This window comes from Shewanella sp. NKUCC05_KAH, assembly GCF_019345585.1.
Lineage (GTDB): Bacteria > Pseudomonadota > Gammaproteobacteria > Enterobacterales > Shewanellaceae > Shewanella > Shewanella oncorhynchi.
Genome location: NZ_JAHKQZ010000008.1, coordinates 33594 through 48461, shown reverse-complemented (window position 1 = coordinate 48461; position 14868 = coordinate 33594). Strand labels below are relative to the sequence as shown.

At 45.3% G+C, this 14868-nt stretch carries 11 protein-coding genes; 4 read left to right on the top strand and 7 right to left on the bottom strand.

Features of this window, described 5'->3' with window-relative positions:
• Window positions 1-222: 222 nt before the first annotated feature.
• Together KO533_RS09135 and folX are read right to left on the bottom strand one after the other, a co-directional pair.
• Window positions 223-1116, bottom strand: a complete 894-nt coding sequence (locus tag KO533_RS09135; protein WP_219253783.1) for a TIGR01777 family oxidoreductase — start codon at window positions 1114-1116, stop codon at window positions 223-225.
• 87 nt (window positions 1117-1203) lie between these two features.
• The gene (folX, locus tag KO533_RS09130; protein ID WP_105252131.1) at window positions 1204-1566 is read right to left on the bottom strand and encodes a dihydroneopterin triphosphate 2'-epimerase; all 363 of its coding nucleotides are present in this window, start codon (window positions 1564-1566) and stop codon (window positions 1204-1206) included.
• Window positions 1567-1664: 98 nt separating this feature from the next.
• On the opposite strand from folX, the gene KO533_RS09125 reads away from it, so the two are divergent.
• Window positions 1665-2774, top strand: coding sequence for an AI-2E family transporter (locus KO533_RS09125; RefSeq protein ID WP_028760979.1), 1110 nt, complete (start codon window positions 1665-1667; stop codon window positions 2772-2774).
• A gap of 6 nt (window positions 2775-2780) precedes the next feature.
• Entirely contained in the window at window positions 2781-3698 is a 918-nt protein-coding gene (locus KO533_RS09120) for a class I SAM-dependent methyltransferase (protein WP_219253781.1), read from the top strand.
• Window positions 3699-4516: 818 nt separating this feature from the next.
• Here KO533_RS09120 and KO533_RS09115 read toward each other — a convergent pair.
• From KO533_RS09115 to ackA, 3 genes are all read right to left on the bottom strand, one after another.
• On the bottom strand, window positions 4517-4951 hold the full coding sequence (locus KO533_RS09115; RefSeq protein ID WP_219253779.1) for a hypothetical protein: 435 nt from the start codon (window positions 4949-4951) through the stop codon (window positions 4517-4519).
• 478 nt (window positions 4952-5429) lie between these two features.
• The gene (pta, locus tag KO533_RS09110) at window positions 5430-7583 is read right to left on the bottom strand and encodes a phosphate acetyltransferase (RefSeq protein WP_219253778.1); all 2154 of its coding nucleotides are present in this window, start codon (window positions 7581-7583) and stop codon (window positions 5430-5432) included.
• Window positions 7584-7694: 111 nt separating this feature from the next.
• On the bottom strand, window positions 7695-8894 hold the full coding sequence (ackA, locus tag KO533_RS09105; protein WP_105252134.1) for an acetate kinase: 1200 nt from the start codon (window positions 8892-8894) through the stop codon (window positions 7695-7697).
• Between the two features lie 141 nt (window positions 8895-9035).
• On the opposite strand from ackA, the gene yfbV reads away from it, so the two are divergent.
• Window positions 9036-9479 carry a terminus macrodomain insulation protein YfbV gene (yfbV, locus tag KO533_RS09100; protein ID WP_081729091.1) on the top strand — a complete coding sequence of 148 codons (444 nt, stop codon included), beginning with the start codon at window positions 9036-9038 and terminating at the stop codon, window positions 9477-9479.
• 44 nt (window positions 9480-9523) lie between these two features.
• Here yfbV and pflA read toward each other — a convergent pair whose 3' ends face one another.
• Both pflA and pflB read right to left on the bottom strand, forming a co-directional pair.
• Window positions 9524-10264, bottom strand: coding sequence for a pyruvate formate lyase 1-activating protein (gene pflA / locus KO533_RS09095; protein WP_105252135.1), 741 nt, complete (start codon window positions 10262-10264; stop codon window positions 9524-9526).
• A gap of 63 nt (window positions 10265-10327) precedes the next feature.
• On the bottom strand, window positions 10328-12610 hold the full coding sequence (gene pflB, locus KO533_RS09090; RefSeq protein WP_028760972.1) for a formate C-acetyltransferase: 2283 nt from the start codon (window positions 12608-12610) through the stop codon (window positions 10328-10330).
• 1206 nt (window positions 12611-13816) lie between these two features.
• On the opposite strand from pflB, the gene focA reads away from it, so the two are divergent.
• Window positions 13817-14812: a formate transporter FocA gene (gene focA, locus KO533_RS09085; RefSeq protein ID WP_219253777.1), complete on the top strand. Its 996-nt coding sequence runs from the start codon at window positions 13817-13819 to the stop codon at window positions 14810-14812.
• Window positions 14813-14868 lie beyond the last annotated feature (56 nt).

Here is a 14868-nt window from a genome sequence, read left to right as displayed (position 1 = left end):
ACCGAATGGAGGCGAGTTTAGCAGAAAATGGACGGATTGTCGCTAAATCATAATATAAATCATGATGTTACATTCTTGTTTTTCTAGTGTTGCTAAAATAATGGCAAGATTGACGTTACAATATACCTAGCTGTTGAGCGGATTTGAGTACTAAGATCCGCCTGCATCAGCCACTGATTTTATCAGCATATTAAAGCTGAGTTTAGGCTCTAGCGTGCTAGCCTATTTGGCTAACACGTTTGTTAAGGCGTTATCGAGATCACTGAATTGAAACTGAAAACCCGCTTCGAGGGCACGTTTGGGGTAAACAAATTGCCCTTCCGTCAGCAGCTCCGACATTTCGCCCATCGCTAAGCGTAATGCAAGCGGTGGGGTCGTGATTAACGCTGGGCGATTAAGTGCTTTTCCGAGCGCTTTGGTAAACACGGCGTTACTCACTGGATTGGGTGCTGTGGCATTAAATATGCCTTTACAGTGTTGTTGAGTGAGTAAAAAATCAATAAGGGAAATGAGATCCTGCACATGGATCCAGCTCATACCTTGGCGTCCATGGCCAATTGGGCCACCTAGTCCGAGTTTAAATGGCGGTAACATTTTCTCTAAGGCACCACCTTTACCTAGCACGATACCAATACGGATAATGCAGACTCGTGTGTACTCTGAGGTTGCATTTAGCGCCTCTTGCTCCCATTTTCGACAGATGTCATGGCTAAACTCAACATGGGCACCACTAGACTCATCGAGTAATTTATCATCGTGCCGCCCGTAATAACCGACTGCCGAACCACTCACCATGATCTGAGGAGGAGTGCTACTCTGCTGTATTAGCTGAGTTAATCTTGCCGTAATATCCCAGCGACTATCACAAATGCGTTGCTTCTGGTTTTTACTCCAACGTTTAGCGACTATGGGTTCACCCGCAAGATTTACAATGGCATCAATGTGATTTAAGTTGCTTAGCGCATCGAGACTCTCGAGGTAATGGTGCTGATTGCCGAGCACTTTTTGTGTTTGTTGCACTGAGCGAGTTAATAACGTCAGTTGATGATATGGCGCCAGTCGTTCGACTAATTGGCGGCCAATAAAGCCGCTTGCGCCGGTGATCAGTATATTCATGGAACCTCTCTTAATTGGTTAAGCTCTGCGGATATATACCAAAATGCGGTGTGCAACGATCACTTAGTCGGGGTATTTTTAGCCAGATTATTTTTGATAACATAACTCCATTGAGACTGAATCGGCAAAGCGTAGTGCATGGGGTTTGTCGATTTCGACACTGGCAAATTCAACCCAAGGATGCTCACTGGCGATGGCCAGCGTTTGGCTGGTGAGATTTTCGAGTAATGAGAAACGGTTATTCTCAATCAGTTCAATGATCTTTTTAGTGATAGTGCGGTAATTGAGCGCATCCTCGACATTGTCACTGTTGCGGGCACGTTCGGCACAATAATGGATCACGACATTAATGATCACGTCTTGGCGATTTTGGATTTCATCGTCTTTAATGCCAATAAAAGTACGAAGTCTTAAGTTTTTAATGCGTATAATCGCGGTTTCTGGTTTCATAATGACAAATGGCTATCTTAAGCTAAAGTTTCTGAGGTTAAGTGGTTTCAAGGGTTAGCCTAACAATTTTATCTAAGATCAAGAAGGATTTTTAATAAATGACTCGACCTAATGCGCCCTCTGCTGCTTATCGTGGCTTTGCGGTTATGGCCTTTGTAGTGATTATTTTGGCAGGGATTAAGGCGGCGAGCCCGATTGTGGTGCCGTTTGTGCTGTCCAGTTTTCTTGCGGTGATTTGTAATCCTGCAATCGGTTTGATGACAAAGTTCCGTGTGCCTAAATGGCTGGCAGTGATCCTCTTGATGGGTTTTATTGTTTTGATGGGCCTATGGTTAGCCTCGGTCGTCGGCAGTTCTGTCAATGAGTTTTCTAAACAATTGCCCCAATATCGCGATCAGCTGGTGGAGCAGTTTTCGTGGATTATCCATAAATTACAGGCATTAAATATTCAGATTTCGAAGGATCAGGTATTAGCCTATTTTGACCCTGGCATGGCCTTGTCCATGACCACAAATATGCTATCGGGTGTCGGCAATGTGATGGCGAATTTATTTCTGATCATCCTCACTATCGTCTTTATGCTGTTTGAAGCTCAGTCGCTGCCAAAGAAATTGCATCTGGCATTGGACGATCCTGATATGCGCTTAAAGCAGATTGACCGCTTTTTACAATCTGTGAATCAGTACATGGTGATCAAGACTTTAGTGAGTTTGGCTACTGGGATCATCGTCGGTGTGGGATTGACCTTCATTGGCGTGGATTACGCCATGTTATGGGCGGTGATTGCTTTCCTGTTTAATTACATTCCCAATATTGGTTCTATCATTGCCGCCATTCCAGCGGTGTTGTTGGCCTTTATTCAGCTTGGCCCTGCGGCTGCGGGGGGGACTGCACTTTTGTACGTGGGTGCCAACATGGTGATGGGCAATATCATTGAGCCTAAATTTATGGGGCGCGGCCTGGGGTTATCGACCTTAGTGGTATTTTTATCATTAATTTTCTGGGGCTGGTTATTAGGTTCTGTGGGCATGTTGCTGTCAGTGCCATTGACTATGGTGGTTAAAATTGCCCTCGAATCGAGTAAGAGTGGTAATTGGTTAGCCATTTTATTATCGGACGATATTGAAGATAAGTTCTTGGCCAGTAACACGGAAAATTCAATTCCCAATGGCGATGAAGCCAATACAAGTGCAACTGAGAGTAAGTAGTAGAAGATGCAAAGTTTTATACAAGCGCTAGCGACAATTGAGTTAGGTGATGATGCGGTGCGGTTATTCCACGGCCGCGGTGGGCATTACGTGGGTTGTGAGCACCTATGTTTAGATTGGTTTGCACCCGTACTATTGCTGACCAGCTTTACTCCCTTGGAGGATACGGATTTAACCCTCTGCCAACAGGCGATTGCAGCGCGCTGGCAAGCTATTAGGCCAGATAGCCAATTGAATTTAGTCTACCAATACCGTAGTGCGGGGGAGACGTTTACCCAATTATTGCAAGGTGAAGTGCCTGAGCCGCATATCGTTAGCGAAAATGGCGCACGGTTTCAGGTGCACCTAATGCGCGGACAAAACCACGGACTCTTCCTCGATATGGCTAATGGTCGCGAGTGGGTTAGAGCAAACGCCCGTTATAAAAAGGTGCTTAATTTGTTCGCTTATACCTGTGGTTTCTCGGTCGCGGCATTACAAGGGGGCGCCGATGAAGTTGTGAATATGGACATGAGCAAAGGCGCATTAGGCATAGGTAAGCAGAACCATTTGCTGAATGGCTTTAGCGCGGGAGCCCGTTTTTTAGGCCATGATATTTTTAAATCTTGGGGCAAACTGAAAAAGCTCGGTCCCTACGACATTGTTGTTGCCGATCCACCGAGCAATCAAAAGGGCAGTTTTGTCGCGACTAAGGATTATGTGCGTTTAATTAGGCGTTTACCTGAGTTGCTTGCCGAGAATGGCGAAGTATTACTGTGTCTAAATGCACCTGAACTCGATACCGCTTTCCTGCGTCAACAGGTAGCGGAAGCAGCACCTGCACTCGAATACATAGAGCGCTTAGCCAATCCGCTAGCCTTTATGGATGTGTCGGAAGAGAAGTCACTTAAGGTGCTTCGCTACCGCTTATCGGCTCAAGCCTAGGCCTGATTTAGCTTAACTGGCCAGTATTAACTGGCCTTTTTTGTCGGCTTAGGTTGAGTGTTTAGCTTTCTACACTGTCGCTTATTACTCAGCACTTATTATTCAGTAGCTTAATCGCTCAGATAGCAGTAGCTTAATCGCTCTGATAGCTGCGATCGCCCATAGGCTTCAATCACTTTACTGACTTGATGTTGGTCTAAGTGTTTGAGGGCGAAATTTCACCATAAAGCCTGCCCTGAACATCTAATGGCATTCCCTAGATTCATTTTATGTAAGCGATTTCTGTTAATCGCTTTTGTGTATAAAGCGAATGATGAAATGGCGTCAGCATGGCCTCAACACCCTCGTAGAAAGTGAAAGTCTTTCATGCCGAATCACTGATTGTGAGCTATTTAAATGATAACTAGCCTTAAATGCCATGTTTGGCGATACAAAACTGAAAGTTTTCTGTAATTGTGGCTTTTGCTTTGTTATACTCCCGCCCACGGAATGTATCCCTTTCCTCATAGGCAAAATGTCAGCATAGAATGGCAAGCCTCTGCGACCTTACCCAATCAAGCAGGAGTTGTTATGGAAGTTCATGAATACGAAAATGCTTATTATCAAGTGAAAGATGATGTACTAACGTCTTTACCTGCTGAAAGCGAAGAAGAAGTGATCCAGGCTTAATCGATAACGATTAAACTGACGGTACTTATGAGTCGGAAATAACAGAACAAGCACAAAAAATAGCAACCTTAGGGTTGCTATTTTTTTGGCTGAAAGTAATCAGGATGATTGTATGACAAGGTATGCGCGGTGAAGGCAAGAAAGGGGGGTTAACCGTTAACTTTGCGCTTTTCTGGCAGAAGTTCGACGATAATCCATTGGCTACCAATTTTGTGTAGGCGTATGGTCCTGTCATCAATCCATGGTTGCCCACCTTTAAGACCTTTCATTTTGACCACAACAATGACGTCTTTGGTAAATTTGCGGAAGAAGTCGATATCGATATCATCAATTTCCATTTCAACATTGGTCATAGATAGGCCGAGCATATTACGCTGTACGGCTGCGGCAATGTGGTAATGGGTGAGCACTTGTTTAATGGGATCGTCGACGTATTGCTTGGCTTGTTCAACATTACGATCAACATAAATCGCTTGAAAAAAGCCTAAGCTCACTTCTTCCGGTGATAACTGGCGCTGCTCTTGCGTTGAGGGCTCGCCACAACCGAAGAGAAACAGGAGGGAGAAAAAAAATAGAGTTCGCATAAGTTTTAGTTATTGGAATTTGTTCCGAGTATCGCGATTTTAGCTGTAATGTACAAGTCTTGTCGTGATTCGCTGTCTATTGTGAAAAGCATTGACTCAAACCTCATGTGTGTGGCATATAGTTAGGAGTCATATAAAAAGGTTATCCACAGAAACTGTGGAAAACTATGTTGAAGACTTCAGTGATACTTTGTAAGTCACTGATATTGTCTTGCTTTATTTGCTGGTTAAAAAGTGACGCTTTTCTGCTTTCCATTATGTTCCACTTCTACTTGTGGATATTTTTCGCAATTTGCCGAGCTTATTCACACTGCATAATTTGATATTTCTCGTTTTTTCTTCATCTTTTGCAATTTCGACTTATCCATTAAGCGATTCTTGCGATCAACGGTATGGTTTACGCTAAATTTGAGCATAAAAAAAGCACCGGTAATAACCAGTGCTTTTTTGTGCGTAACGCTATGCAGATTTAATGCTGTTAGCCTTTAGCTGCGTCGTTCTGTGCGGCTTGAATTGCCGTTAGTGCGATAGTGTAGACGATGTCATCGACTAACGCGCCGCGAGACAAGTCGTTCACAGGTTTGCGCATACCTTGCAGCATAGGACCAATACTGATCAGATCGGCGCTTCGCTGTACGGCCTTGTAAGTCGTGTTGCCTGTATTAAGGTCTGGGAACACGAAAACAGTAGCTTGACCAGCGACAGGGCTATTAGGTGCCTTAGAGCGTGCAACGTTTGGCATAACCGCCGCATCGTATTGCAATGGACCATCAATAATCAGATCTGGGCGTTTTTCTTTGGCAATACGGGTTGCTTCACGCACTTTATCCACATCTGAACCTGTACCTGAGTTGCCAGTTGAGTAGCTGATCATTGCCACTCTTGGCTCGATACCGAAGGCTTTTGCTGATTCTGCCGATTGGATGGCGATATCAGCTAACTGCTCAGCATTAGGATCTGGGTTAATCGCACAATCACCGTAAACAAGCACTTGATCCGGCATCAGCATAAAGAAGATGGATGAAACTAAGCTTGAGCCCGGTGCCGTTTTGATCAATTGCAGTGGTGGGCGAATGGTATTGGCTGTGGTGTTAACCGCACCAGAAACGATACCGTCGACTTCGTTTTGCGCCAACATCATAGTGCCGAGCACCATGTTGTCTTCTAACTGTTCACGGGCAACGACTTCAGTTAAGCCTTTGCTGCGACGCAGTTCCAACATAGGTTCTACGTAACGGTCGCGCACCTCTTCTGGATCGATAATGATCACGCCTTCGCCAAGCACCACATCTTGCTGTGCGGCGATACGCAGGATTTCATCTTTTTTGCCTAAAAGTACACAGCGAGCAATACCGCGTTCGGCACAAATGGCCGCCGCTTTAATGGTACGCGGCTCATCACCTTCTGGCAGCACCACAGTCTTGTGGGCGGCACGCGCCAATTCCGTGAGTTTGTAACGGAAAGCCGGTGGTGACAGGCGATGCTCACGGGGTGAGTTTTTAGTCACGCTTTCAATCCACGTTTGATCGATGTGGCTGGCCACATAATCCTGCACCAGATCGATACGAACCGCGTCATCGACGGGTACTTCATGGTCGAAACGTTGAATGTTGAGCGAGGTTTGCCAAGTGTTACTGTCGATCAAGAACACAGGTAAACCAGTTTCAAAGGCCTGTTCACACAGCTTAAGGATTTCCGGCTCTGGCTCGTAGCTACCAGTTAATAACAGGGCACCAATTTTCACGCCGTTCATGGCCGCAAGACAGGCTGATACGATCACATCTGAGCGGTCGCCTGAGGTTACAAGCAAGGAGTCAGTCTTGATATGAGTGACCATGTTCGGGATACTGCGGGCACAAAAGGTTACTTTACGCAGGCGGCGGGTATGCATTTCACCAGCATTCAGAATGCGTGCACTTAAATGTTTTGCTAAATCCGAAGCACGAGGAGCGACAAGATCAAGATTGTAGGGCACGCTGCCTAAGATACGCAGTGGGCTCTTACCCGGCAGTTGGAACATGCTGGCCGCATCTGAGCGTTGAACATCTTGGTGATCAAAGACTTCAGATAGATCAGGGCGCGCGCGACCTTCGTCGTCAACGGGGGCACCAATCTTGTTGATCACAGCACCAATCAGGCGTTTGTTCTTTTTTCCGCCCCAAGAGTTATAGGCGATTTCGAGGCGATTCATTAGCCCTGTGGCCGTATCACTGCCTGGTGTGGCAATAAAAATCACGTCGGCATCCATAGCTTTAGCGATGGCATAGTTCACATCATCGGCGAAGGGATGATTACGCGTTGGCACTAGACCTTCGACAATTAAGGTCTCTGTGTTGCTAGCGCAATCGGCCGCACGGGCAATGATTTGCTCCATTAAGACGTCGATTTGATCGGCGCGAATTAAGGCTTCGGCATGGGCCATGTCGAAGGGCTCTAAGGGATTTACTGTTGGCGATTTGCTCAGAATAGTGGTTGAGCGTTCTGGGCCATTATCGTTTGGACGAAGCTGAGAAATAGGCTTAAAGAACTGAACCTTAACCCCGTGGCGCTCCAGTGCGCGCACCATCCCAAGGCTTAAGGAGGTCAGGCCGACTCCGGTACCTATGGGGATTAACATAATATTACGAGACATAAAAACCTCTAGTTTCGATGGTTTTTGGCAGAATAGTTTCTGCAAATTTGCTTGTGAGTACGGCTACGTAAGGTATAAAGCCGTTTGGGTGAGCAAACGGCTTAGGTCTTTTTATTTGTTGATAAGTTTAATGGAATCTTCGGCGATAACCCATTCTTCGTTCGTTGGGATCACCATGGCAATCGTGCCTTTATCTTGGGTGATGATACCTTTCTTACCGAAACGCGCCGCTTTGTTGCGCTCACTATCGACATGGAAATTGAATATTTCCAGCATGTTGAGCACTTTTTCACGGATTAAATCTGAGTTTTCACCAATACCACCGGTGAAGACGACTGCATCTAAACGGCCCAGTGGCACAGTGTAAGAGGCGATGTACTTGGCTAAGCGGTAGCAGAAGATTTCTAAGGCTAAGGTCGCGCCTTTATGGCCCTCGGCGTAACCTTCTTCGATGCCACGGCAATCGTTGGTCAGCTCGGAAATACCCAGCAGACCACTTTGCTTGTTCATCAGGTTATTCACTTCTTCTAAGGTGTAACCCAGTTGATGAACTAAGTGGTAGATGATTGAAGGGTCAATGTCGCCACAACGTGTGCCCATGACCAAACCTTCTAATGGGGTTAAGCCCATAGAAGTGTCGACACTTTTGCCGCCTTTGATGGCGGTGACTGACGCGCCGTTGCCTAAGTGAGCACAGATAACATTCGTTTCTTCGATGGGCTTGTTGAGCATTTTTGCCGCTTCACGGCTAACGAATAAATGACTCGTGCCATGCATACCATAACGACGAATACCGTGTTCACGGTATAACTTGTAAGGCAGGGCGTAGACATAAGCTCTGTCTGGCATGCTTTGGTGGAAAGCGGTATCAAATACAGCAACCTGTGGCAATTTAGGGAAAGAGGCCATTGCCGCGCGGATGCCGATAAGGTGAGCAGGATTGTGCAGTGGGGCTAATGAAGCACAGTCTTCGATGCCTTTGATCACGCTCTCATCGATGATCACTGAGCGAGTGAATTTCTCACCACCGTGAACGATACGATGGCCAACGGCTTGAATTTTTGCTGCTAATTCAGGTTGTTCCGCAAGAATTTTATTAACAATGTATTCAACTGCTTCACGGTGAGCCGTAAATGCACCTAAGGCTGCTTCATGTTTTTCGCCGTTGATTTTCCATTTAATGCGAGAGTCTTCTAAACCAAAACATTCGGCTAAGCCAGAAATTTGGTCGTCACCTGTTTGCGCGTCAATGACGGCAAATTTGAGAGAAGAGCTACCGCAATTGAGAACTAAAACCAGTTTATTTGACATGTGTAAACCCTTTGCCATTGTGTTTAATATAACGATTCAAAATAATGAGGAACTGCGGTGTTTTTACCATATCAGTCTTGGGGCGATTCGCCAGATTGTGCTATGGTAAGAGCAGTATTCCATTGTAGTTGGTGTCTAAGATTGAGCATTAAGATCCTCAAAACCTTAGGTGATGGTCATCAGTATATGAAGACTTGGCCTATGGTTAGACAACTGGGTTTTTATTTTCCTGAGTATCGGGTCGTCCGAGCAACTCAGCTCGCCATACTGGTGATGCCAGTGCTGGCGATTTTTGTGAGTATGAGCCAGCTGTATATTCACGGTTGGGCATTTCTGCCCCAAGCTGTCACGCTCGGTTTATTTTTCATCAGCTTACCGTTACAGGGGCTGCTGTGGTTAGGCTGGCGAGCTCGCCATCCATTACCGTTAACGCTGTTCGACTGGATTAACCAGTTGAGTGCGAAGTTGTCATCCATGGGTATCAATTGCCACACGTTAGGCGCTAAGGCCTGTTACCTCGATATGGCACTGATTTTAAAAATAGCCTTTGAGCGTCTAGATGCCAGTTATTGGGAAGAACTTTAGGCCGTTGCCGCGGTTATCCCTTTTGGCTCTTTTGTTACTGTGGATTAATAAATCGCGTTAATCCCTTGCTGGACAAATACCGCTTTGATCTTTTCCATGGTTTCTCGACTCGGGGGGGATATCCCATCGAGTTGATAGCTTTCGCCCATGGCTTCCCACTTATGTTTACCTAATTCGTGATAGGGTAGTAACTCTACCTTTTCAATGTTTTTCATGGGCTTGATAAACTCGGCCAGTTGTAATGCCGATGCTTCATCGTCGGTAAATCCGCCCACTACGACATAACGTATCCACGTCGCTTGATTACGCTCTGCCAAATACTGCGCAAACTGTAATGTTCTATGGTTGCTGACTTTAGTTAACTCAATATGTTTTTCATCGTCCATGTGCTTGATGTCGAGCAGGACCAAGTCAGTGTGGTCGAGCAACTCATCAATCACTGGCGTGTACTTACGTACAAAACCATTGGTATCTAAACAGGTATGAATACCTTCTTGCTGACAAGCCGTGAATAATTCGGCGACAAATTCGGCCTGTAAAATGGCTTCACCACCACTGGCCGTAACACCACCATTGCTGGCATCGAGAAAAGGCCGATAGCTGATGATTTGACTCATTAACTCATCGACCAGAACTTCTTTTCCACCATCAAGATCCCAAGTGTCACGGTTGTGGCAATATTGGCAGCGCATTAAACAGCCCTGCATAAAGGTGATAAACCGTATGCCGGGACCATCTACTGTGCCAAAGGATTCCACCGAGTGGATCCGACCGATAACTGCCATTGTGACTCCTGTTAAAATAAGTGAGGCTGTAGCACAGTGTACTACAGCCTTGACTAATTTAGCTTACAGACCTTTTGTGAATGTACGCGTGATCACATCTTGTTGCTGCTCTGGCGTCAGTGAGTTGAAGCGCACTGCATAGCCAGAAACACGGATGGTCAGCTGTGGATACTTGTCTGGATGCTTAACGGCATCTTCGAGCATCTCGCGGTTCATCACGTTGACGTTCAAGTGTTGGCCACCTTCTTTTTTGTCATTGTGGTCGAAGTATCCGTCCATCAATGCTGCTAAGTTGGTACGGCGAGCATCATCATCTTTACCCAGCGCATTTGGCACGATTGAGAAGGTATAAGAGATACCGTCTTGAGCGTGGGCAAATGGGAGTTTTGCCACTGAGGTTAAAGAAGCGATTGCGCCTTTTTCATCACGGCCATGCATAGGGTTTGCACCCGGTGCAAATGGCGCACCTGAACGACGACCATCGGGGGTGTTACCGGTTTTCTTACCATAAACCACGTTTGAGGTGATAGTCAGAATTGACTGCGTTGGGATCGCATTGCGATACATTTTACGGTCGCGAATTTTCGCCATAAAACGTTCAACTAAGTCACAGGCAATATCATCTACACGTGGGTCGTTGTTACCAAATTTTGGATAGTCACCGCTGATATCGAAATCAACTGCTATGCCGTTTTCATCACGCACTGGTTTTACTGTGGCGTATTTGATGGCAGACAGTGAGTCGGCTGCGATAGATAAACCCGCAATACCACATGCCATAGTGCGACGTACGTCTCTGTCGTGCAGCGCCATAAGCGCGGCTTCGTAAGAGTACTTATCGTGCATGTAGTGGATTGAGTTCAGTGCAGTGACATATTGAGTCGCTAACCAATCCATTAAACCGTCTAAGCGATTCATCACATCATCAAAGTTGAGCACTTCGTCTGTGATCATGTCTGCTTTAGGGGCAATTTGGATTTTCAGTTTTTCGTCTACGCCGCCGTTAATCGCATACAGCATGGTTTTCGCTAAGTTAGCGCGAGCACCGAAGAACTGCATGTGTTTACCCACAACCATAGGGCTCACACAACAGGCGATTGCATAGTCGTCTGATTGGAAATCTGGACGCATTAAGTCATCGTTTTCGTATTGGATTGAGCTAGTGTCGATAGACACTTTGGCGCAATATTTTTTGAAACCGATTGGCAGTTTATCTGACCATAATACTGTGATGTTTGGCTCTGGACTTGGACCCATAGTGTAAAGGGTGTTCAAGAAACGGAAGCTTGATTTCGTCACTAACGTACGGCCATCTAAGCCCATACCGCCGATTGACTCCGTTGCCCAAATTGGGTCGCCTGAGAACAATTCGTCGTATTCAGGGGTACGTAGGAAACGCACCATACGCAATTTCATCACGAAATGGTCAACCATTTCCTGAGCTTGTTGCTCAGTTAAGGTGCCATTTTTCAGATCACGTTCAATATAGATGTCGAGGAATGAAGAGGTACGACCTAATGACATGGCAGCGCCATTTTGGCTCTTCACTGCAGCTAAATAGCCGAAGTAAGTCCATTGGATCGCTTCTTGTGCATTGGTCGCTGGACGAGAAATATCGAAGCCATACTTGGCAGCCATTTTCTTCATTTGGCCTAATGCACGGTGTTGCTCGGCAATTTCTTCACGTAATTGGATAACGTTAGATAACTCTTCACCCGCTTCGAACTGCGCTTGCAGTGAGCTAAATTGGGCAAACTTATCTTTCATCAGGTAATCGATACCGTAAAGTGCCACACGGCGATAGTCACCAATGATACGGCCACGGCCATAAGCATCGGGTAAGCCCGTTAAAATACCTGATTTACGACAGGCCATTATTTCGGGGGTGTAAACATCGAACACACCTTGGTTATGGGTTTTGCGCAGTTCTGAATAAACGTATTTAACATCTTCATCCAGTACACGATCGTAGGCGGCGCATGAGCTTTCCACCATACGAATACCACCGTTAGGCAACATAGCGCGTTTTAGCGGCGCGTCTGTTTGTAAGCCAACGATAGTTTCTAATTCTTTGTTGATGTAGCCAGCGTCGTGGGAAGTGATGGTTGAAACCATCTTAGTGTCGAAATCAACAGGCGCGTGGGTACGGTTTTCCTGTTTGATGCCTTCCATGACTTTATCCCACAATTTTGTGGTCGCTTCGGTGGCACCGGCGAGGAAGGACTCGTCGCCTTCAAAAGGCGCGTAGTTTTGTTGGATAAAGTCACGTACATTGACTTCAGATTTCCAATCGCCAGGAGTAAAGCCTTCCCATGCGTTGGCAAACAGTTCAGTTTTGTCGGTCATCGTACTAATACCTTCTGGTTGAGATAAAAGGTTATTGGCGATCAGCGTTAAGCAATGCTGAGTATAAGCCAATAGCTAATTCCTGAAATAAAGCTCCCTTCATGATGACGCCCTATGATGGGAACTGGATTTTGAAGCGCTCGTCACTCCAAAAGTCTGTCTATTGATACCCGATAAGATGACAAATATTCGCTTACTTTGATTATCGGCTACTGATAAATCTTTATAATTGGTAAGACCAATTGTCCATAAGCATATTAACATAGGTCTGTCGCTATCGCATCTTAAACGGCTTGGTTTATGCTCTGTTAATCCCAAATTTGCTAGCTAGGTAGCATTTTTTTACCACAATAGGGAATACGGCACGCTTTTTAACTTGGTGTGACATCTGAACCCCATTATCTCTTAAATCAGCCTGCCTATATTGTTCCCATTTACTGTCCACCTTTAGCGAGGATAAATCTATCCTCGTATAGGCTGATTTTGATTGGTGGGAGTCACGGCTCGATAATGGGAGCTGTCACAGTAGGCGCAGTGGTTATGATATTAAAAATAAGTTTGATGTTAGCTATTTGTATTAATTTATTTTTCTTTGCTAACTTAGTGTCGATTTAGGAGACGGCATGTCATAACGCCATCAAATAAAGCATGCAATGCTTAAATCATTCAGGAAGGGTTAAAGAGTGGTTAAATACAGTCGTTTGCTATGATGCAGGCAACTTGTTACTTGCTGTTGGACTAAACTGTAAATGCTAAAGTATCGGTTCAATTTAATGAATACCGAGATACACGCATCAAGCTATTGGTCATTTAATGTGTCATTGCTGAGGTTTGCTTGAATCTATAGCGCATTAATTTAAGCGTTAGTTCGCTAAATATGAGATGGAAACGTGCAGGATATGCATTGTATACCATCTTAATTAAGCCACATTCTCGCGATGAAAATCGGGTTGACATGGTAAGACCAATTAACCTTTTGTGTTTTTGGCTTCAAAGTTTTCACATTTTGGGTGTGAATAGCATCACGCTTTAGCAATATCTGCTTCACAGCATAAGCGCGTTGTATGATACAAAGCGAGACTTTAGTGAATCATCATTTAAGCAAATCATTATCTCGGTTTTGATTCGTGTTATCTGCGCAATGGCGCTGCTGGAGATACCTATGCTACGCGTTCAAGTTTGTTTATCTGAAGTTGGAGTTATGCAATGAAAAGCCCAAATCCATCGTCATCAGTTCCAACTGTGACAAACAGCGCACATGAAGCGCCACAGGTTTCAGCTCATTTTAGTTGTTACAATCAGGCTGAAATTTACGGGACAAGCAAAGTGGTTAAAGCACCTTGGCAGTCCTTTGGTTTAGCCGTGTTTGCTGGCGCATTTATCGCTTTAGCCTTTGTTTTTTATTTAACCGTAACTACTGGCGCAGGCGATGCGTCTTGGGGTTTAGTTCGTTTCGTTGGCGGAATAGCCTTTAGTTTAGGTTTAATTTTAGTGGTTGTTTGCGGTGGAGAACTGTTCACCAGTTCTGTGCTCAGTACCGTCGCCTGGGCACAAAAACAGGTCACTGGCGCTGAATTACTCAAATGTTGGTGCCGCGTATATGCCGGCAATTTTGTCGGCGCTATGTTGATGGTTTGCTTGATCACTGCCGCAGGTATGTATGATCTCGATGGTGGTAACTGGGGATTAAATGCCCTTAAAGTGGCACAGCACAAACTGCACCATACTTGGTTCCAAGCCTTTAGTTTAGGCATTTTATGTAACATGTTGGTGTGTTTAGGTGTGTGGATGACCTTTGCTAGTCGTGATGTACTGACGAAATCGTTACTGTTAATTTTACCTGTGGCTATGTTCGTCAGTAGTGGCTTTGAACACAGTATCGCTAACCTGTTTATGGTGCCTATGGGCATGATGATCCAATCAATCGCCAGCCCAGAGTTCTTCGTGTCTTTAGGGGTTACTCAAGCACAATTTGCCGATTTAACCGTGGCAAACTTTATATTCAATAATTTAATACCTGTAACCTTAGGCAATATTGTCGGTGGCGGTGTGATTGTTGGTTTAGGTTATTGGTGGATAGAGCAGGGTAAAGTCACCTTGGCTGAATCACACAAAGCTCATCATGAACACTTTTCTGCACCACATTCACATACTGAAAAACCTCAGCATCAGAGTGAGATTAAGCTGACTAAACATTCTTAAAACGTCTTTAATTATCAGTCTGAAGGGTAAGTGCCCAGCAGGTAGCTGGGCATTTT